The sequence below is a fragment of the Acidobacteriota bacterium genome, assembly GCA_026393755.1.
Taxonomy (GTDB): Bacteria; Acidobacteriota; Vicinamibacteria; order Vicinamibacterales; family JAKQTR01; genus JBAXOX01.
In genome coordinates, this window is the sequence record JAPKZO010000030.1 from 1 (window position 1) to 17,957 (window position 17,957).

Annotated in this window: 16 protein-coding genes, 1 rRNA gene and 1 pseudogene; 8 read left to right on the forward strand and 10 right to left on the reverse strand. The window is 65.0% G+C overall.

The genetic code is table 11. The features are described 5' to 3' along the window. The 7 genes from NTV05_13050 to NTV05_13080 form a co-directional block, all read right to left on the reverse strand. A 16S ribosomal RNA gene (locus NTV05_13050) occupies positions 1-138 on the reverse strand; the annotation flags it as partial. Positions 139-690: 552 nt separating this feature from the next. After that, positions 691-1,977 (reverse strand): tyrosine--tRNA ligase, encoded by a 1,287-nt coding sequence (gene tyrS / locus NTV05_13055; GenBank protein MCX6545323.1) that lies wholly within the window; start codon positions 1,975-1,977, stop codon positions 691-693. A gap of 467 nt (positions 1,978-2,444) precedes the next feature. Next, the gene (gene purN, locus NTV05_13060; protein MCX6545324.1) at positions 2,445-3,059 is read right to left on the reverse strand and encodes a phosphoribosylglycinamide formyltransferase; all 615 of its coding nucleotides are present in this window, start codon (positions 3,057-3,059) and stop codon (positions 2,445-2,447) included. Next, entirely contained in the window at positions 3,056-4,087 is a 1,032-nt protein-coding gene (purM, locus tag NTV05_13065) for a phosphoribosylformylglycinamidine cyclo-ligase (GenBank protein ID MCX6545325.1), read from the reverse strand. Before purM ends, purN begins: the two co-directional genes overlap by 4 nt. Further along, positions 4,087-5,511, reverse strand: a complete 1,425-nt coding sequence (gene purF, locus NTV05_13070) for an amidophosphoribosyltransferase (protein MCX6545326.1) — start codon at positions 5,509-5,511, stop codon at positions 4,087-4,089. Before purF ends, purM begins: the two co-directional genes overlap by 1 nt. Continuing rightward, complete coding sequence (gene purB, locus NTV05_13075; protein ID MCX6545327.1) at positions 5,512-6,816, reverse strand: adenylosuccinate lyase; 1,305 nt, start codon at positions 6,814-6,816, stop codon at positions 5,512-5,514. Then, positions 6,813-8,075, reverse strand: a complete 1,263-nt coding sequence (locus NTV05_13080) for a pitrilysin family protein (protein ID MCX6545328.1) — start codon at positions 8,073-8,075, stop codon at positions 6,813-6,815. Before NTV05_13080 ends, purB begins: the two co-directional genes overlap by 4 nt. A 93-nt stretch (positions 8,076-8,168) precedes the next feature. Between NTV05_13080 and rlmN the strand changes: the two genes are divergently transcribed. Beyond that, complete coding sequence (gene rlmN, locus NTV05_13085; protein MCX6545329.1) at positions 8,169-9,278, forward strand: 23S rRNA (adenine(2503)-C(2))-methyltransferase RlmN; 1,110 nt, start codon at positions 8,169-8,171, stop codon at positions 9,276-9,278. A 170-nt stretch (positions 9,279-9,448) separates the two neighbouring features. On the opposite strand, the pseudogene NTV05_13090 reads toward rlmN, so the two are convergent. The 3 genes and pseudogenes from NTV05_13090 to purD all read right to left on the reverse strand — a co-directional run bounded on the left by NTV05_13090 (position 9,449) and on the right by purD (position 12,536). Continuing rightward, positions 9,449-10,558 (reverse strand): annotated as a pseudogene (locus NTV05_13090) (MiaB/RimO family radical SAM methylthiotransferase). A gap of 69 nt (positions 10,559-10,627) precedes the next feature. After that, the gene (gene purE, locus NTV05_13095) at positions 10,628-11,131 is read right to left on the reverse strand and encodes a 5-(carboxyamino)imidazole ribonucleotide mutase (GenBank protein ID MCX6545330.1); all 504 of its coding nucleotides are present in this window, start codon (positions 11,129-11,131) and stop codon (positions 10,628-10,630) included. A 91-nt stretch (positions 11,132-11,222) separates the two neighbouring features. After that, entirely contained in the window at positions 11,223-12,536 is a 1,314-nt protein-coding gene (purD, locus tag NTV05_13100; protein ID MCX6545331.1) for a phosphoribosylamine--glycine ligase, read from the reverse strand. 169 nt (positions 12,537-12,705) lie between these two features. On the opposite strand from purD, the gene rpsU reads away from it, so the two are divergent. From rpsU to NTV05_13135, 7 genes are all read left to right on the forward strand, one after another. Continuing rightward, positions 12,706-12,903, forward strand: a complete 198-nt coding sequence (gene rpsU, locus NTV05_13105; protein MCX6545332.1) for a 30S ribosomal protein S21 — start codon at positions 12,706-12,708, stop codon at positions 12,901-12,903. A gap of 15 nt (positions 12,904-12,918) precedes the next feature. Then, positions 12,919-13,224 (forward strand): zinc-ribbon domain containing protein, encoded by a 306-nt coding sequence (locus NTV05_13110; GenBank protein ID MCX6545333.1) that lies wholly within the window; start codon positions 12,919-12,921, stop codon positions 13,222-13,224. A 129-nt stretch (positions 13,225-13,353) separates the two neighbouring features. Then, positions 13,354-13,695 carry an STAS domain-containing protein gene (locus NTV05_13115; GenBank protein ID MCX6545334.1) on the forward strand — a complete coding sequence of 114 codons (342 nt, stop codon included), beginning with the start codon at positions 13,354-13,356 and terminating at the stop codon, positions 13,693-13,695. Between the two features lie 97 nt (positions 13,696-13,792). Beyond that, positions 13,793-14,680, forward strand: a complete 888-nt coding sequence (locus tag NTV05_13120; protein MCX6545335.1) for a decaprenyl-phosphate phosphoribosyltransferase — start codon at positions 13,793-13,795, stop codon at positions 14,678-14,680. 3 nt (positions 14,681-14,683) lie between these two features. Continuing rightward, a complete protein-coding gene (locus NTV05_13125) occupies positions 14,684-15,493 on the forward strand; it encodes a hypothetical protein (protein MCX6545336.1) in 810 nt (269 codons plus the stop codon). Next, on the forward strand, positions 15,490-16,800 hold the full coding sequence (locus NTV05_13130; GenBank protein MCX6545337.1) for a glycosyltransferase family 4 protein: 1,311 nt from the start codon (positions 15,490-15,492) through the stop codon (positions 16,798-16,800). Before NTV05_13125 ends, NTV05_13130 begins: the two co-directional genes overlap by 4 nt. Positions 16,801-16,864: 64 nt before the next feature. Beyond that, a partial coding sequence (locus NTV05_13135) for a glycosyltransferase (GenBank protein ID MCX6545338.1) occupies positions 16,865-17,957 on the forward strand: 1,093 nt, incomplete at its 3' end.

Here is a 17,957-nt window from a genome sequence, read left to right on the forward strand (position 1 = left end):
CGCTCGAGGGTAGGTCACCCACGCGTTACTCACCCGTCTGCCACTCTACTCAGGGCCGAAGCCCCTTTCGCGTTCGACTTGCATGTGTTAGGCACGCCGCCAGCGTTGATTCTGAGCCAGGATCAAACTCTCATGTTAAAGCGTTTGCCAGCTCCCCTTGCGGGTCGCCAGCGAGACTCTAACCAAAGTTGATTAGCTCTGGCGTTGTTCTCTTAACTATCAGTTGTGGATCGGCTTGCACGGCCCGAAGGCCGCGCGGTCCCGACCCGGCTGATACTCTCAGGTTTGTATCTTCGCGCACTATCTAGTTTTCAAAGAACCGACGCCGTCCCCCCCCCGCCGATCCCGTTTCCGGTCTCGTTTGGGGGAACCTTCCAATACTACTATCGCCCGCCGGTCTTGTCAACCCCTCATTTTCGTTCGGGCCGCCGAGGCGTCAAGCCTAATGCAGAGCCTGATCACATCGGTGCCTGGGGTGGCTGGCCGCCCTGGACGTTCCCGGGCTGCCATGGCGCCCTCTCGGGCGCGGGAAACACAGTCAGCGAAATTACTGACCGGCGGACTTTTGATAGTAGCCAAACGGGCCCGAGAAGTCAAACCGCCCGGCCCCAGAAAAGAGGTATCGGCCAACCGCCGCCAACACCTTAACGGTCTCGAATCGGCAGCCCGTTCGGACCTTCACCGAGAGCGTCAGTCCGTCGTACCAATTCGAACCAGATGGTACTGCCGGGCCCCCTTGCGAACGACGAATACGCGGCCCGCAATCGCCTGCCCCGCCGCGAATCTGGTCCGCTCGTCGCCGACACGCCGGTTGTTCACGTAGACGCCGCCGCCCTTCACCAGGCGCATCGCCTCACCCTTGGACGCCGCCAGCTTCGTCACCACCAGAAGATCGGCAATCGCCATCCCGTCGCCACCGAAACTGGCCGCGTCCAGCTCGGTCGACGGCACATCGTCGAACACGGCGATGATGTCGTCGACGTCGAGCTCACTGATGCGCTCTCCAAACAGCAGCCCGGACGCCTGCTCGGCCCGGTCCACCGCGTCCTGGCCGTGCAGGATCCGCGTCACCTCGCGGGCCAGCGCCCGCTGGGCTTCCCGCTTCTCGGGCGCCGCCGCCTGCGCCGCTTCGAGCGTTTCAATCTCGTCGCGCCCGAGGAACGTGAAGAACTTCAGGTACTTCACGACATCGCGATCGTCGGTGTTGAGCCAGAACTGGTAGAACCGGAAGGGTGACGTCAACGCCGGATCGAGCCACACGGCGCCGGCCTCTGTCTTCCCGAACTTCACGCCGGTCGCCGTCGTCACCAGCGGCATCACGAGGCCGTGGGCCTTGGCACCGCGCAGCCGCCGAATCAAGTCGCACCCGGCCGTGATGTTCCCCCACTGGTCAGTGCCGCCCATCTGCAGCGTGCACGTGTAACGGTCGAACAATTCCAGGAAGTCGTACGACTGCAGCATCAGGTAGCTGAACTCGGTGTACGAAATCCCGTCCTCGGACTCGAGGCGGCGCTTGACCGACTCTTTCGCGAGCATGTAGTTGATCGTGAAGTACTTCCCGATGTCGCGCAGAAACCCGAGCAAGTCCAGCTTCCGAAGCCAGTCGGCGTTGTTCACGATGCGGGCGGGATTCGATGGGGCGTCGAAGTCGAGCACCTTCGACAGTTGCGCTCGAATGCCTTCGAGATTGGCGTCAATCTGCTCGATGCAGAGCAACTGGCGCTCGGCGGTCTTGCCGCTCGGGTCGCCGATCATCCCGGTGCCGCCGCCCACGATCGCAATCGGACTGTGCCCACACCGCTGCATGCGGGCCAGCGCCATCATCGGCAACAGCGACCCGACGTGCAGACTGGCCGCGGTGGGATCGAACCCGATATAGAGCGTCACCTTCTCGCGCGAAAGTACGTCGCGCAGCCCCTCCGTCGATTCGGCGACCAATCCCCGCCACTCAAGCTCGCTGAACGCATCACTTGCCATCGGCACACACTCCAGCTGTCTACTATATCCGGGGTCGGGATTCGGGGTTCGGGGTTCGGGATTCGCGGACTGGTCCATCGTCCAAGGCGGGAGGACGGTTCCCGAAGCGGCCCTCGTCACGGCGGGAGGACGAAATCCCGAAGCGGCCCAGGTGGTCTTCGGCGAGAACGCGGGAGTACGGTTCCCTCCGCGTCCCCGCTCACGCTCGCCGCCCCTCGACGCGGCTCGGGGCGGTCCTGAGCTTGTCGAAGGGCCGGCAAAACGCGCCTACCGGGGCTCGTGACCGGCCTGACGTTTGCGCTATTCGCGCAGCCTGTCCTTGGCCCTATCGGCGCATTTTGCGTGCCTGACGCTGTCGGCTCGGTTCGAGGGGCCGCTTCGGGAATCCGTCCTCCCGCGCAGGCCCTACCCAGACGAATTGTGGAGATAACAGTCTGCTGTAGGGGCCGACCCCCGTGTCGGCCCGTTCAGGCGCGATCGCCAAACACGACTCGGCGGCCCCGGATGGTCCAGCGGCCATCGAGAATCTTCTGGATGGCCTCGGGGTAGATGCGGTGCTCCTGCTCGAGGATCCGTGACGAGAGCGTGTCCTCGGTGTCGGCGTCGAAAACTGGGACGGCCGCCTGCAGGATGATTGGGCCGGCGTCAAGATTAGTGTCTACAAAGTGGACCGTAGCGCCCGAGATCCTGGCGCCATGCTCAATGGCCTGGCGCTGCGCGTGCAGGCCCGGAAACGCCGGCAGCAGCGCGGGATGGATGTTGAGGATGCGGTCCGGAAACGCATTGACAAACGTTGCCCCGAGCAGGCGCATAAAGCCGGCCAGACAGACGAGGCTGACATCGCGGGCGCGCAGATCGTCGACCAGTGCCTGCTCGAAGGCCTCGCGGGAGACGTACGTCTTGTGATCGCGGACCAGTGTCTCGATGCCAGCGTCCTGCGCTCGCCGCAAACCGCCGGCATCCGTCCGGTTCGAGACGACCAGCGCGATGCGCGCGTCGAGGCGTCCGTCCCGCGTGGCCTCGATGATGGCCTGGAGATTCGACCCGCGGCCAGAAATCAGCACGCCGATGTTGCGGTTCACGTCAGGCTTCCGTACACCACACCTGGCTCGCCGGCCACGATCTTTCCGACGACGACGGCGCGAGACTCGCCGGCTGAATGCAGCATCGTGAGCACCCGATTTTCGTCATCGAGCGCGCAGCCGACAATCATTCCTAGCCCCATGTTGAAGGCGCGGTACATGTCGGCGTCCGGCACGCCGCCAGACCGCTGCAGAAAGCGGAAGACGGCGTTGGGAGTCCAGGTTGATTTGTCGATGAGCGCCGCCACGCCAGGCGGGAGAATGCGCGGGAGGTTCTCGGTGATCCCGCCGCCGGTGATGTGCGCCAGGCTCTTGACGAGGCCAGCGTCGAGCAGCGGCCGCATCACAGGCAAGTACGATCGATGGATTCGGAGGAGTTCCTCGCCAATCGTGCACCCGAGTTCGTCGACCTCTGCGTCAACGGTCAAGCCGAGGCGGTCGAACACAATCGCGCGAGCCAGCGAGTACCCATTGGTGTGAAGGCCCGACGAACGCAGGCCGATGAGCACATCACCAGCACGCAGCGCCGCTCCGGTGATGACGCGGTCGTGCTCGACAACACCGACAATGAAGCCGGCCATGTCGTACTCGCCGGATGCGTAAAACCCCGGCATCTCGGCGGTCTCGCCGCCGATTAGCGCGCACCCGTTCTCCCGGCACGCCGTCGCGACGCCCTCCACGATCTGGCCGGCAACCTCCGGCGACAATTTGCCGGTGGCGAGGTAGTCGAGAAAGAACAGCGGCACGGCGCCCTGCACCAGGATGTCGTTGACGCAGTGATTGACGAGATCCTGCCCGACCGTACCGTGGCGTCCAGTCAGGAACGCGACCTTCAGCTTGGTGCCGACCCCATCGGCGCTCGAGACGAGCACGGGATCGCGGTAGTCGGCGCCGAGCCTGAACAACCCACCGAACGATCCAATCGACGACAGGACCCCCGGCGTAAACGTGCTCCGCGCCAGTCCCTTGATGCGCCGGACGGTCTCGTTCCCCGCGTCGATATCAACGCCAGATTGCTTGTAGTCCATCACCGATCAATCTGCGCCCGCGTGTCCAGGGCGAGCGGCAACTGCAGGTACACCGCCTCCTCGCGCGGGAACGGCACCGGGTAGACACCGGTGTAGCAGGACGTGCAGTACCGATCGCGATCCGAGTTGACCGATTGGAGCAATCCCTCGCGGCTCAAGTACTGCAGGGTATCGGCTTCGATGTACTTCCGCACTTCCTCGATCGTATGGGTGGCGGCAATCAGATCGTTGCGTCTCGGCGTGTCGATGCCGTAGAAACACGGCGAGATGGTCGGCGGACAACTAATCCGCACGTGCACTTCGGTCGCCCCGGCCGCCTTGATCATCTTCACGATCTTCCGGCTCGTCGTCCCGCGCACGATCGAATCGTCTATCAGCACGACGCGCCGCCCCTGCAGGATGCTGCGCACCGGGTTCAGCTTGACCTTGACGCCGAAGTGGCGGATGGACTGGCGGGGCTCGATGAACGTGCGGCCGACATAGTGATTCCGGATGAGTCCGAACTGCAACGGCACGCCAGACACCTCGGAGTAGCCGACGGCGGCGCACACGCCCGAATCCGGCACCGGCACGACGACGTCAGCCGGCACGGCTGATTCGCGGGCCAGGAATCGCCCCAGATTGGTGCGGACCTCGTTCACGCTTCTGCCGAACACGAGGCTGTCTGGCCTCGCGAAATACACGTGCTCGAAGATGCAGTGGCAGGCCTGCGCCGGGGGAAACGGCCGGATCGACTTCAGGCCCTCTGGCCCGATCAGAAGCACTTCGCCGGGGTCGACGTCGCGCACGTAGGTGGCGCCGATCAGGTCCATCGCGCACGTCTCTGAACACACGACCCAGGCGCCGTCCAGTTGACCGAGCGCCAGCGGGCGGAATCCGTGCGGGTCACGGACGGCCACGAGCCGATCCCTGGTCAGGAAGAGCAGGGAAAACGCGCCTTGCACCTGCGTCACGGTGTCGACAAGCGCCTGCTCGACGTCTCGCACTTTCGATCGCGCGTACAGATGCAGGAAGACCTCGGTGTCGCTCGACGTCTGGAAGATGGCGCCCTGCCTGCTCAGTTCGTCCCGCAGTTCGCGCTGATTGACGAGGTTGCCGTTGTGGCACACGGCGATCTGGCCGTGCACACACTCGATCAGCAGCGGCTGCGCGTTGGCGAGGCCGCTCTCGCCGGCGGTCGAATACCGCACGTGCCCGATCGCGTTTGAGCCAACGAGCTTCGCCAGCACATCGCCGCCGAAGATGTCGGCGACGTGTCCCATGCCCCGCTCTGCGCGTAACTTGACCTCGTCGCAGGCAACAATCCCTCCGCTCTCCTGCCCGCGATGCTGGAGGGCGTACAAGCCCAGGTACGCGAGTTTGGCAGCCTCCGGGTGGCCGAAGACGCCAAATACGCCGCACTCGTCTTTGAACTTGTCGAGCATCTACGTGCGTTCTTCGTCGAACACGCGGTGGAACACCTCGTCGACATGCCGCAATTGGTGCTTCAGATCGAAGAGGCGATCCAGTTCGTCGGCGCTGATGGCAGAGGTCACGTCGGCGTCGTGCTTGAGCAGGTCACGGAAATCACGATGTTCGTCGAACGATCGCATGGCATTGCGCTGCACCCATTCGTACGCCTGCTCGCGGGGCACGCCATGACTGGCCAGGGCCAGCAGCACCGCGCCGGAGAACACCACGCCGCGCGACAGCTCCAGATTGCGCATCATGCGCTCGGGGTACACGACCATGTCGGAGACGATGCGCGTCAATCGCCGCAGCATGTGATCGAGCGCGATGAAACTATCGGGCAGGATGATCCGCTCGACCGACGAGTGCGAGATGTCCCGCTCGTGCCAGAGCGCGATGTTCTCCATCGAGGCGACCAGATTGCCGCGCAGGACACGGGCCAGTCCCACGATCTGTTCGCAGCCGATGGGATTGCGCTTGTGGGGCATGGCCGACGAGCCCTTCTGACCCCGATCAAACGGCTCTTCGACCTCGCCGATCTCGGTCTTCTGCAGGCCGCGGATCTCCAGCGCGAACTTTTCGAGCGACGCCGCCGTGATGGCGAGCGCCGACATCAGCTCGGCATGCCGGTCGCGCTGGATGACCTGCGAGGAGACGGGCGCGGGCTGAAGGCCAAGCGCGGCACACGCCAGCCGCTCGATGGCCGGTTCAAGGTGGGCGTAGGTCCCGACGGCCCCTGACATCTTGCCGACCGACACGATCTCGCGGGCCCGCTGGATCCGCGCCACATCTCGCCCAAGCTCCGCGTACCAGATCGCCAGTTTCAGCCCGAACGTCGTCGGCTCCGCATGCACCCCATGCGTGCGGCCGATGATGGGCGTACGCCGGTGTTCCATCGCCCGGGCCTTGACCGCGGCGCGCAGCGCCGTCATCCGGGCAAGCGTCAGGTCGCAGGCGTCCTGGAGCTGCAGCGCGAGCGCCGTATCGAGCACGTCGGACGAGGTCAGTCCGAAATGCAGCCATCGCGCCTCCGGCCCCACGTGTTCGGCCACCGCCGTCGTAAACGCGATGATGTCGTGCCTGGTCACCGCCTCGATGGCATCAATGCGGGCCACGTCGAAGGCGCCCCGTTCGCGAATTGCGCGGGCGGCTTCGGCGGGAATGATGCCGGATTCGGCCATCGCCGCGGCCGCGGCTATCTCGACCCGAAGCCAGGTCCGGTACCGGTGTTCGTCACTCCAGATCCGCCCCATTTCGGGGTGCGTGTAACGGGCAATCATGAGACCACTCGCAGTTGATCCTGGACAAGGCTCAAGCCCTCGACCGCGCCAAGCACGGCCACCGACAGCGGCGCCCGCGCCAACAGTTCACGTGCGACACGGGCGACGTCCTCGATGGTGACGGCCGTGATCCCGGCGATGGTTTCGTCAATCGTGAACATCCGGTCGAAGTACATTTCCTGCCGGGCCAGGTACGCCGCCCGATGCCACGTGCTCTCGAGCCCGAGCAGCAGGCCGCCTTTCACGTTGTCCTTCGCGCGCTGCAGCTCGGTGGCGGCAATCGGCAGCGTCGCCAGCTGGCGCAGCTCATTCATGATGACGCTAATCACCTCGCCGACCCGGTCGTTCGAGCAGCCGGCGTAGATGCTGAGCAGGCCCGCGTCGCGGAAGGCACTGAGGCCGCTGCCAACCGAGTAGGCCAGGCCTCGCTTCTCCCGAACATTCTGAAACAGCCGGGAACTCATCGATCCGCCCATCACCGTGTTGAGCACGAGGGCAGCGTACCGCTCGGGGTGATCCTGCGGGTACGCGCTCGCCCCCAGGCAGATGTGACTCTGCTCAAGATCCTTGTTGCGGATGATGACCAGCGCCGTGTCGGTGGGCGGCCCGTCATCCACGTGAGGGCGGCCAGGCCGCGTCGCGCCAAACGCCTTCTCCACCAGTTCGCGCACCCGCGCATGTTCGAGATTGCCGGCCGCGGCAATAATCAGATTGTCCGAGGTGTACGTCGCAGCAAAATAGTCGCGCAGGGCCCTCGTCGTCAGCGCTTCAATGCTCGCCCGCGTGCCGAGGATCGGCAGGCTGAGAGGATGACCGGTCCAGAACTGCTGCAGGAAGAGTTCGTGGACCAGATCGTCGGGCGTGTCCTCGACCATCTTGATCTCTTCAACGATGACGTTCTTTTCGCGTTGCACGTCATCATCGGCAAATCTCGGGTGCAGCACCACATCCGACAGAATGTCGACCGCCACCGGCAGCTGCTCGTCCAGCACCTTGATCGAGTAGTTGGCGTTCTCCTTGCCGGTTGACGCGTCCATCTGGCCGCCAATCGAGTCGGCCGCCTGCGCGATGGCCTCGGCCGATCGGGTCTCCGACCCTTTGAAGAGCATGTGCTCGACGAAGTGGGCGATGCCCGGCCATGCCGGCCCCTCCTGTCGCGACCCTCTTGTCAACCAGACGCCGAAACTCACCGACCGGACGTATGGAATCGACTCCGTCAAGAGACGGAGACCGTTGTCGAGCGTATCGCGAACAACCATGTGCAATATTACGGCTGGAGTGGCGCGTTAAACGGAGGCGACAAGCTGTTTATTACCAATCACTTGCAGCCATCTGACACGAACGATGATACCATGGCCGACAAAGCCGCGGCAACGAAAAAGGCAGTGAGCATGCCCACCATCGAACTCACGGACCTGACGCGCGCCGAGATCGAATCGGCCCTTCGCGATCTGGGTGTCGAATCGTACCGGGCTGGCCAGCTTTTCCACTGGATCTATCAGCGCGGCGTCAGCGATTTCGCGTCGATGACGAACTTGTCTCAGCAAGTCCGCCGCACGTTGGTGGAGCACTTTCACATCTCGACGCCCGCGATCGCCAGGCGCGATGCCTCCGAAGACGGCACCGAGAAGTTTCTGCTTGCGTTGCGTGATCAGCGCCACATCGAATCCGTCTACATTCCTGACACCCGCTCGCAGACATTCTGCGTATCGACGCAGGTGGGCTGCGCAATGGGATGCGCCTTCTGCCTGACGGCGACCATGGGACTGGTGCGCAATCTGACGCCAGGTGAAATCGTTGGACAGGTACGCGTGTTATCCGCCGCCTGCGCCCTGCGGGGCAAGGCGTTCAACATTGTCTTGATGGGCATGGGCGAGCCGCTTCACAACTACGATCACACGATGGCCGCGCTGCGGATTCTCTGTGACAGGAAGGGATGTGCGGTGCCGCCGCGCCGGATCACGCTATCGACGGTCGGGCTCGTGCCGGCGATTGACCGGCTGGCGGCCGAACCGCTGATGCCCAACCTCGCGATCTCGCTGCACGCGGTCTCGGAGGATGTGCGCGCCCGGCTGGTGCCGGCGGCCTACAAGTACAGCATCGCCGACATTCTCGGGGCATGCCGGCGGCTGCCCTTGAAACAGCGGGACCGTGTCACGTTCGAATACGTTCTGCTCGCCGGCGTGAACGATGCGGACGCTGAAGCGCGAAAACTGGCGAGGCTGCTGAGGGGTCTTCCGGCCAAGGTCAATCTGATTCCGCTCAACCCGGCGGCGGGGATCCCGTTTGAGCGCCCGTCTGACGAACGCATCAATCAGTTCGGCCGCATCCTTGCCGAACATCACGTGACCGTATCGGTGCGCAAGAGCCGCGGACGCGACATCCGGGCCGCCTGCGGACAACTCGCCATCGGGGGTGGCAGGAAGTCGCCTGCGCAGAAGCTCGCCGACGAGATCGAGTAGCGGCATCGCTCCGCCGCGCCCTCTACCGTCCCGTCGAGCGCGGGCGAGTCGATGCGGACTCGCACGCGCGTGTTGCGCTCCAGGCCCGGTGGGATGCGGACCTTGAGGAAGTTGTCTGTCAGCACCGTCGTGCCATCGGCCAGTGTGAGGCCGGGACGCACCAGTCCGACTTGTGACGCGACGAATCGGTCAGTGAGCCGCTTCGCCACGTCGCGCATGCGGCGGGCTCGCGTTCTCGTTCTGGCCGCGTCCACCTTTGGCGTCATCGCCGCGGCGGCGGTGCCAGGCCGATCTGAATATGGAAAGACGTGCAGGTAAGTGAGCGGCATGCGCTCGACTTCCCGAGCCATCAGCTCCACGTCCTGATCAGACTCGCCGGGAAAGCCCACGATCAGGTCGGTCCCGATTGAAGCGAACGGCAGCCGCGCGTGAATCGACTCAACCAGATCGCGGTAGCGCTCGAAGAAGTACGGCCTCCGCATGGCGCGAAGGATGCGATCGCTCGCGTGCTGGAGCGGCAGGTGGAAATGCGGGGCGAATCGACCGGACCGGGCCACCATGTCGACCACGTCCGGCGGGCAATCCATCGGCTCGAGCGAACTGATCCGAAACGTCGTGTCGCCGGGCTGGCGATCGAGATCCCGAAGCAGTTCGACCAGCGACGAGGCCGGCTGCAGGTCGCGCCCGAAGGACCCGAGGTGGACGCCCACCAGCCACAGCTCCTTGTACCCCGCCGCGGCGACACGACAGACGTCGTCTCGGATTTCGGCCAGCGGGCGGCTGCGCGAGTGTCCGCGCGTGGACGGGATGATGCAGAACGCGCATGCCTGGTCGCATCCGGTCTGTACGCGGAGCGGGTAGGCGGTTCGTCCCATCGCTCCAGGCGCGATGTGTCCCGCATCGCACGAGTCGTCGCCCTGACCTGACCGGTCGCGGATCGAGAAGGCGAGTTCGTCGTCGAGCATCCGCAACAAGCCTTCTTTTCCCTGGTTAGGCACAACGATGCGGACGCTGGGGAGGCAGGCGAGATCGCCGGCCTTGCGCGTGGCGTAGCAGCCTGTCACGACGATATGCGCAGAAGGGTTGTCGCGGGAAAGCCCCCGAATGGCGCGCCGTGCGCCTTGATCGGCCGCACCGGTGACGGAGCAGGTATTGACGATCACCAGATCGGCGGCGGCAGCCGGGGCTTCGACGGCACCTCGCATCCGCAAGCCCTCCTCGAATGCGAAGGAGTCGGCCTGGTTCACCCGGCAGCCGAATGTGAGGATGGCGTAGGTCATTCGGGACAAGGATTCGGGGGTCGGCATGTGACGACCCGTAAGGGCACGGCATGCCGTGCCCCTACAAGCCTACTTCTCGTCAGCGGCTACGCGTGCGGCCGCCTGCTCGACTTTGTCGGCGAGCCGGGCCTTGTACGCGACGACACGTTCGGCAAGGGCCGGATCGGCAATCGCCAGAATCTGGGCAGCCAGCACTCCGGCATTCGTCGCTCCCGATTTTCCGATCGCGACGGTGGCCACCGGCACGCCTGGCGGCATCTGCACGGTCGACAGCAGCGCGTCGAGGCCGAGCAGGGGCGACGAGTCGATGGGCACGCCGATGACGGGCTTCGCGGTGTGTGCAGCCACCATGCCGGCCAGGTGGGCAGCCGCTCCGGCGCCAACGATGAACACCTGGACGCCGCGAGCCGGAGCGTCGGCCATGATGCGCTGCACCCGCGCCGGCGATCGGTGGGCCGACGCGACGGTCATCTCGCACGAGATGCCCAGTTCGCGCAGTACCTCGACGGCGCCGCGCATGATCGGGGCGTCCGAATCGGAGCCCATCAGAATCTGAACCTGGATTGGCGTCATCGTTGGTCGCTCCAGCACTCCATGCCGCGGTTCATCGATCGGCGTTGTGGACCGGGCCCCTGCGTGTCAGGGCCGACACGGGGGTCGGTCTCTACGAATGTCCACCCCGGCCGACACGGGGGGCGGCTTCCCCTTCAATCGCCCGCAGCCCGATGTCGCGCCGGAAGTGCGCGTCGTCGAACGTGATGCGCGATACGGCGTCGTACGCCGTGGTCCGCGCGGTTTGAAAGTCCCGCCCGCGGCCGACGACGGTCAGAACCCGGCCGCCATTGGTGACGATCGTCTCGCCACGCTGCGCGGTGCCGGCGTGAAACACCCATACGTCCGGCAACGACTCTACCTCGGCGAGGCTGCCAATTGTCTTGCCGGTCTCGAACCGACCCGGGTAACCGCCAGACGCCATAACAACTCCGACATGGGCTTCGGCGCGCACACGGCACACTCCGGATTTCAATGCGCCGCGGGATCCGTCCACCAGGTGCGGCAGCAGGTCTTCGTCAATCGCCGGCAGCATCACCTGGGTTTCCGGGTCGCCGAGTCTCGCGTTGAACTCGATGACACGGGGTCCCCCCGTCGTCATCATCAAGCCGCAGTAGAGGAAGCCGCGGTAGGGATTTCCAGCGGCGGCCATCCCACCGAGGGTGGGCAGGACAATCTGGTCGAGAATCCTCTCGGCGGTCGTCGTGTCGATCATCGGGCTCGGGCAGAATGCGCCCATGCCTCCGGTGTTGGGCCCTTCGTCGCCATCGTAGGCGCGTTTGTGATCTTCCGCCGACGGCAGGACGCGCGCATTCACCCCGTCGGTCAGGACGAAGAAGGAGGTTTCGCGGCCCTGCAAGTGTTCCTCGATGACGATCTGGGCGCCGGCTTCGCCGAACCTGCGCTCCACCATCATGTCGTGGATAGCGACGGCGGCGGCGGCCCGGTCTGGCGCGATGACCACGCCTTTGCCGGCCGCAAGACCATCGGCTTTGAGGACCACCGGGTAACCGAACGGCGCGCGGCTGACCGCGTCGAGCGCGGCGGCTGCGGAGTCGCACGTGAGATGGCGCGCGGTGGGCACACCGCAGCGTGCCATCACGTCTTTCGCAAACGCTTTGCTCGATTCCAGACGTGCCGCCTCACGGCTGGGACCGCAGCAGGGGTGACCGGCGCGCGTCAGAATATTGACAACGCCCCGGGTGAGCGGGAGTTCCGGGCCGATGACGGTAAAGTCGATGTGCTCGCGCTCGATCAGCGCGAGCAAGGCAGCCGGATCGTCGGCGGTCACCGGGACACACCGGGCCGTTCGACTTATGCCGACATTGCCCGGCGCGCAGACCACCGAATCGACACCGGGTTCGGCGGCCAGCTTCCAGACGAGAGCGTGTTCGCGGGCACCGCCGCCAACGACCAGAACTTTCATGGGCTGAACCAGTACGAGCGGCTGAGGCGGATAGATACGCGGGGACGGCGGGTTTGTGCCCGAGGTCGGCCGCAAGCTGTGATAGCCTAGCATATTCGGGCGACGGCCTATCTCTGACAGGTAGGCCGTCCCGATGCTACATCGAGCCACGGAGGGGGGTGTTCTAGTCGTGGCTGAAGTGAAAGTGCAGGAAGGCGAGTCGATCGAGAGCGCACTCCGCCGTTTCAAGCGGAAGGTGCAGCAGGAAGACATCATCAAGGACATCAAGAAACACTCGTTCTACTTGAAGCCGGGTGACAAACGCCGCGCAAAGCAGGCGCTGGCGCGCAAGCGGAATCGGAAAAAGATCCGTCGAGAGGCGGACTAGACCGAGGGCGAGTCGATGGACTTCCACGACAAGATCCTTCAGTGCGCGGACTGCGGTTCGGATTTCGTGTGGACGGCGGGAGAGCAGGCGTTCTTCGCTGACAAGCACTTTACGAACGAGCCGAAACGCTGCAAAGCGTGTAAAGCTAAGCGCGGGTCACGCCAGGCGCAGGGTCATGGCGGCGGACAGGTGCGCGAACGCGTGGAGATTCGGGCCACCTGTTCGGCGTGCGGCAAGGAAACGACCGTGCCGTTCAAGCCGAGCCAGGGCCGCCCGGTCTACTGCCGCGAGTGTTTCCAACAACGGAAGACGCTTGGGTAGTTGAGGTTGGGGACGCTCGGCCGGCCGTCGGCCGAGCGTTGACCGGGTCCGAAGACCTGCAGTACGATACTGGTCTGAAGTTCCCTCTCTTTACGGGACCGCTCCCTCAGCGGGTGAAGGGACATTGTCATGCAGATTGATGAACGAACCGTCGGTAGCGTCACGATTCTCGACATGAAAGGCAAGATGACTCTCGGTGACGGTGACGAGTTGCTGCGGAAGAAGGTCACCGGTGTTGTCGAGAAGGGATGCAAGAAGATTGTGCTCAACCTTGGCGATGTGCCGTACATCGACAGCGCAGGGCTGGGCGAGATTGTGCGGACCTATACCACGGTGAGCCGTCAGGGCGGCAGTCTGAAGCTGCTCAATCTCACCAAGCGCATCACGGATCTGCTGTCGATCACCAAGCTGCTCACGGTGTTCGATACGTTCGATTCCGAGGGCGAGGCCGTCAAGAGCTTCGGCGCCTGACGCCCGCTGACTACCGCGCTTCATGGCGCGCCGTGCTTCTGCCCAAACACCGGCGACCGGCCCCTCCAGCGATGGAGGGGCGCGGGGTGGATCTGTCGTGATCCACTTCCTCAAGTCGCTGCGTCCCGAGCAGTGGACCAAGAACCTCATTGTGTTTGCCGGGCTGCTGTTTCAGCCCGGCGCCCGCGAACTGTTCAATCCGGTCGCGCTCGGCCGAACAGCCGCGGCGTTCGGCGCCTTCTGTCTCTTGTCGGGCGTGGTCTACGTCTTCAACGACATCGTGGACCAAGACGCGGACCGGCGGCATCCGGTCAAGTCGTCCCGGCCCATCGCATCCGGTGCCATCTCGCCCGCGCTGGCAGGCAGCCTCGCTGCGATCCTGACGATCGGCGCCCTCGGCGTGTCCTTCCTGCTGAGCTGGTCGTTCGGCCTGGTGGCTGTCAGTTATCTGGTGCTGCAGGCACTCTATTCGGGTCCGCTCAAGCACATCGTGATTGTCGACGTGTTGACGATCGCTTTCGGCTTCGTTCTGAGGGCCGTGGCGGGCGCCGTGGCGATTGATGTGCCAATCAGCCACTGGCTGCTGGTGGTGACGATTCTACTGGCGCTGTTTCTCGCCCTGAGCAAGCGCCGGCACGAACTGGTGATGCTGGCGGACGGGGCGATCAGCCATCGCCCGATTCTGGGTGAGTACAGCCCGTACCTGCTGGACCAGATGATCTCGGTGGTCACGGCGTCGACGCTGGTGGCCTACATCTTCTATTGCATCAGCCCGGAGACGTCCCAGAAGTTCGGGACCGACATGCTGGGACTGACGATTCCCTTTCCCCTGTATGGCATCTTCCGCTACCTGTACCTCGTGCACCAGCGTGAGGGAGGGGGCAGCCCTTCCGAAATGCTCATGAACGACAGGCCGCTGCTGGTCTGCGTGGTGCTCTGGGCCGTGGTGGTGGTGGTGATCCTGTACAGGCCATTTGGAGTGTGACCTATGCCGTCCGACTCTACTGTTCGAGCCGACTCGGTCGACGTCGAGCAGATCATGGGCCGGATCCGTGCGCGGATTCGCGAGAAGCGCGGCGTCGACTGCACGGAGGACGAGATCCGCGAACTCGCCAACGTGAAGATCGAAGGATTTCTCGATCCGACCCGCGCCGGTTCCGACCTGTTGGATCACTACCTGAAGGGCCGCAAGGCGGCTGAGCCGGCCCCGGCGCCCGGCCTGGGGGGCAAGCTGCCCGGAGGCACAAGGCTGCTGGTGAGCCGGCTCCTGGGGCCGTTCAGGAAGCTGAACTCCATCCGGCACGCGGTCCGGGAGCAGCGGCTCAATCTCGTCCTCATCCATAACGTCGTGGTCGAGCTCACGCGGCTCACCGTCGAAGTGCGGAGCCTGAAGATGCGGGTGGAGTCGCTCTCGAGCCGCCTCGACTTCAACGAGCGGCGCGCGCGGGCGCTGGAAAACGTGGTCCAATCCCGGCCCGGCGCCGCGCCTGGGGCTGAGCCGGCGCGGTCCGCAGGGGCGCCGCCGGCGAAGTCACCTGGGGCATTGCCGCCCACGCGGTCCGCAGGAGCAGGAGCACCGCCAGAGGGCAGGCGCGAGCCCGGCCAGGCAGACGGCCAGACCACGGGCGAGGCCCAGCGCCGCCGGCGGCGGCGCCGGCGCGGCCGGGGAGACGCGAGCGGCACGGGACGGCTGGCGTTGGAGAGCGGCAGCCCGGATGGAGTGGAATCCGGGCCCGCCGCCACGCCACCGGAGCCCACGCCGGCAGCGGTTCCGAATCGCGACACACCCGACCAGTGAAAATCGCCATCGTTGTCCAGCGGTACGGCCTCGACATCAACGGGGGGGCGGAGTTGCACGCCCGTTACGTTGCGGAGCATCTGTCGCGCCACGTCGAGGTCGAGGTCCTGGCCACGTGCGCCCGCGACTACATCACGTGGGCCAATGAGTTGCCCGAGGGTGTCGAGGAGCTGAAAGGCGTCCGCGTGCGGCGGTTCCCGGTCAGCCGGCAGCGAGTCGTCAAGCAGTTCGCGCGGCGTTCGGAGCGCGTGCTGGAACAGACACACTCGCTCGCCGATGAGCTGGCGTGGCTTGACAGCGAGGGACCGACCTCGCCGGCGCTCATCCGGCACATCAGCGAGAATCAAGACTGCTATGACTATTTCATCTTCTTCAGCTTCCGGTACTACCACTCGTATCACGGCATCCGGGCCGCCGCATCGCGGTCGCTGCTGGTGCCGACGGCGGAGCGGGAGGGCGCAGTCGGGCTGTCGATGTTCGGGCCGGTGTTCCGAGCAACCCGGGCGCTGATGTACAACTCGTTCGAGGAACGGGCGATGATCCACGCGGTGTCTGGCAATGCCGAGGTACCGGACGTCGTGGTGGGTATCGGATCCGAGGTTCCCGAGACGACCAGGCCCGGACGCTTCCGGCAACACCACGGCATCGAGTCGCCGTTTGTCGTGTATGTCGGGCGGATCGACGGGAACAAGGGCTGCCAGGAGCTGTTCGCGTACTTCCAGCGGTACGCGCGCACGGTCAGTGGCGACTTGATGCTGGTCCTGATAGGCAATTCGATCCTGCCGATTCCCGATCATCCGCGCATCCGCCACCTGGGATTCGTCTCGGACGAGGACAAGTTCGACGCGATCGCGGCCTCAGAGGCTCTCATCATGCCGTCGTACTTCGAGAGTCTCTCGATGGTGGCGCTCGAGGCCTGGGCGATGGGCAAGCCGGTGCTGGCCAACGGGCGGTGCGACGTGTTGCGCGGTCAGTGCATCCGGAGCAACGGCGGCCTCTACTACGAGAACTACGGGGAGTTTCGAGAAACGTTGAACCTCATCGAGAGCAGCCGGCCGCTGGCCCAATCGCTCGGCAGCAACGGTCGCGCCTATTACCTGCGGCACTACGACTGGCCGGTCATCGAACGCAAGTACATGGACATGCTGCACCGGCTGCAGCAGGCCGATCGTGCTGCTCTCCCGGTGGCCGGTGTCGATCCGCTGCCTGGCTGGTGGGCGCGCAGGCGCATGAATTGCCGTCCAGCCAACGACGTGGTCAGGGATCTTCCGTCAGGAGCCTCCCTCAAGACGGGGAGGCGGTCGTGAACGCTGAGTATTTTCCGGGCAGCCGCGTCGACACCGAGTGGCGGCAGCTGGTGGGTCGATTCCTGTGAAGCTAGCTTTCATTGTCCAACGGTACGGCTCGGACATTCTGGGTGGCGCGGAGTACATGTGCAGGCTGTGGGCCGAGCGGCTCGCAGAGCGCCATGACATCGAGGTGCTGACCACCTGCGCGTGGGATGACGTCTCCTGGAAGAACGAATATCCCGAGGGCTCCGACCGGGTCCGGGGCGTGACGGTCCGGCGCTTCGCCAACGCGCAGACGCGCGACATCGACGCGTTCAACCGCTATTCGGACTGGATCTTCAACCACGCGCATTCACGCTCGGATGAGCTGGAATGGCTGCGTCAGCTCGGGCCCTGGTGCCCGGCGCTCGTCGAGTACCTGAAACGGCACCACCAGACGTTTGACGCATTGATTTTCTTCACGTCCCTCTACGCACCGACAGTCCTGGGCATCCAGGTCGCGCCTCAGCGCAGCATTCTCGTGCCAACCGCGCATGACGAGGCCGCCATGCATCTCGGGATCTACGAGGAGGTCTTCGGCAGTGCGGCCGGCATCGCGTACAACACCGAGGTCGAACGGCGGTTTGTCGCGTCGCGCTTCTCTATTCGCGCGATTGCCCAGGAGACCATCGGCTGTGGAGTGGACTTGCCGCCGGTTGCGCACGGTCCCGGCGGACAGGCCGAAGCCGCCGACGGAGAAGACGACGAACAGCAGACCGCGGACGACCGACTGCCGCGGTCGTCGTTTGGCGGCCGGGGCGGTGCGTTCAGGCGCCGGCACAGGCTGCACGGCCCGATCGCGCTCTATGGAGGGCGCATCGAGAAGGGTAAGGGCTGCGAGGAGCTCGTGGAGTACTTCCGCACCTATCACGCCGAAGGCGGCGAGGCCCAGCTCGTGCTGATGGGCGTGAAGCTGATGCCGCTGCCGGAGGACCCCGCTATCCGCTTTGCCGGGCTCCTGCCTGACCGTGAGCGCACCCAGGCGCTCGAGGCGGCCACCGTCGTCGTCGTGCCGTCACCCTACGAGAGCCTGTCGCTGCTGGCACTCGAGGCGTTTGCCGCGGGCACACCCATCCTGGCGAACGCCAGGAGCGAGGTGCTCGTCGCTCACTGCGTGAGCAGCCGCGCCGGGTTGT

Excerpts from the sequence above, each read along its gene's own strand:
- tyrS (MCX6545323.1), bottom strand. The coding sequence starts at position 1,977 with ATGGCAAGTGATGCGTTCAGCGAGCTTGAGTGGCGGGGATTGGTCGCC.
- purM (MCX6545325.1), bottom strand. The coding sequence starts at position 4,087 with ATGGACTACAAGCAATCTGGCGTTGATATCGACGCGGGGAACGAGACC.
- purF (MCX6545326.1), bottom strand. The coding sequence starts at position 5,511 with ATGCTCGACAAGTTCAAAGACGAGTGCGGCGTATTTGGCGTCTTCGGC.
- purB (MCX6545327.1), bottom strand. The coding sequence starts at position 6,816 with ATGATTGCCCGTTACACGCACCCCGAAATGGGGCGGATCTGGAGTGAC.
- NTV05_13080 (MCX6545328.1), bottom strand. The coding sequence starts at position 8,075 with ATGGTTGTTCGCGATACGCTCGACAACGGTCTCCGTCTCTTGACGGAG.
- rlmN (MCX6545329.1), top strand. The coding sequence starts at position 8,169 with ATGGCCGACAAAGCCGCGGCAACGAAAAAGGCAGTGAGCATGCCCACC.
- purE (MCX6545330.1), bottom strand. The coding sequence starts at position 11,131 with ATGACGCCAATCCAGGTTCAGATTCTGATGGGCTCCGATTCGGACGCC.
- purD (MCX6545331.1), bottom strand. The coding sequence starts at position 12,536 with ATGAAAGTTCTGGTCGTTGGCGGCGGTGCCCGCGAACACGCTCTCGTC.
- NTV05_13110 (MCX6545333.1), top strand. The coding sequence starts at position 12,919 with ATGGACTTCCACGACAAGATCCTTCAGTGCGCGGACTGCGGTTCGGAT.
- NTV05_13115 (MCX6545334.1), top strand. The coding sequence starts at position 13,354 with ATGCAGATTGATGAACGAACCGTCGGTAGCGTCACGATTCTCGACATG.
- NTV05_13125 (MCX6545336.1), top strand. The coding sequence starts at position 14,684 with ATGCCGTCCGACTCTACTGTTCGAGCCGACTCGGTCGACGTCGAGCAG.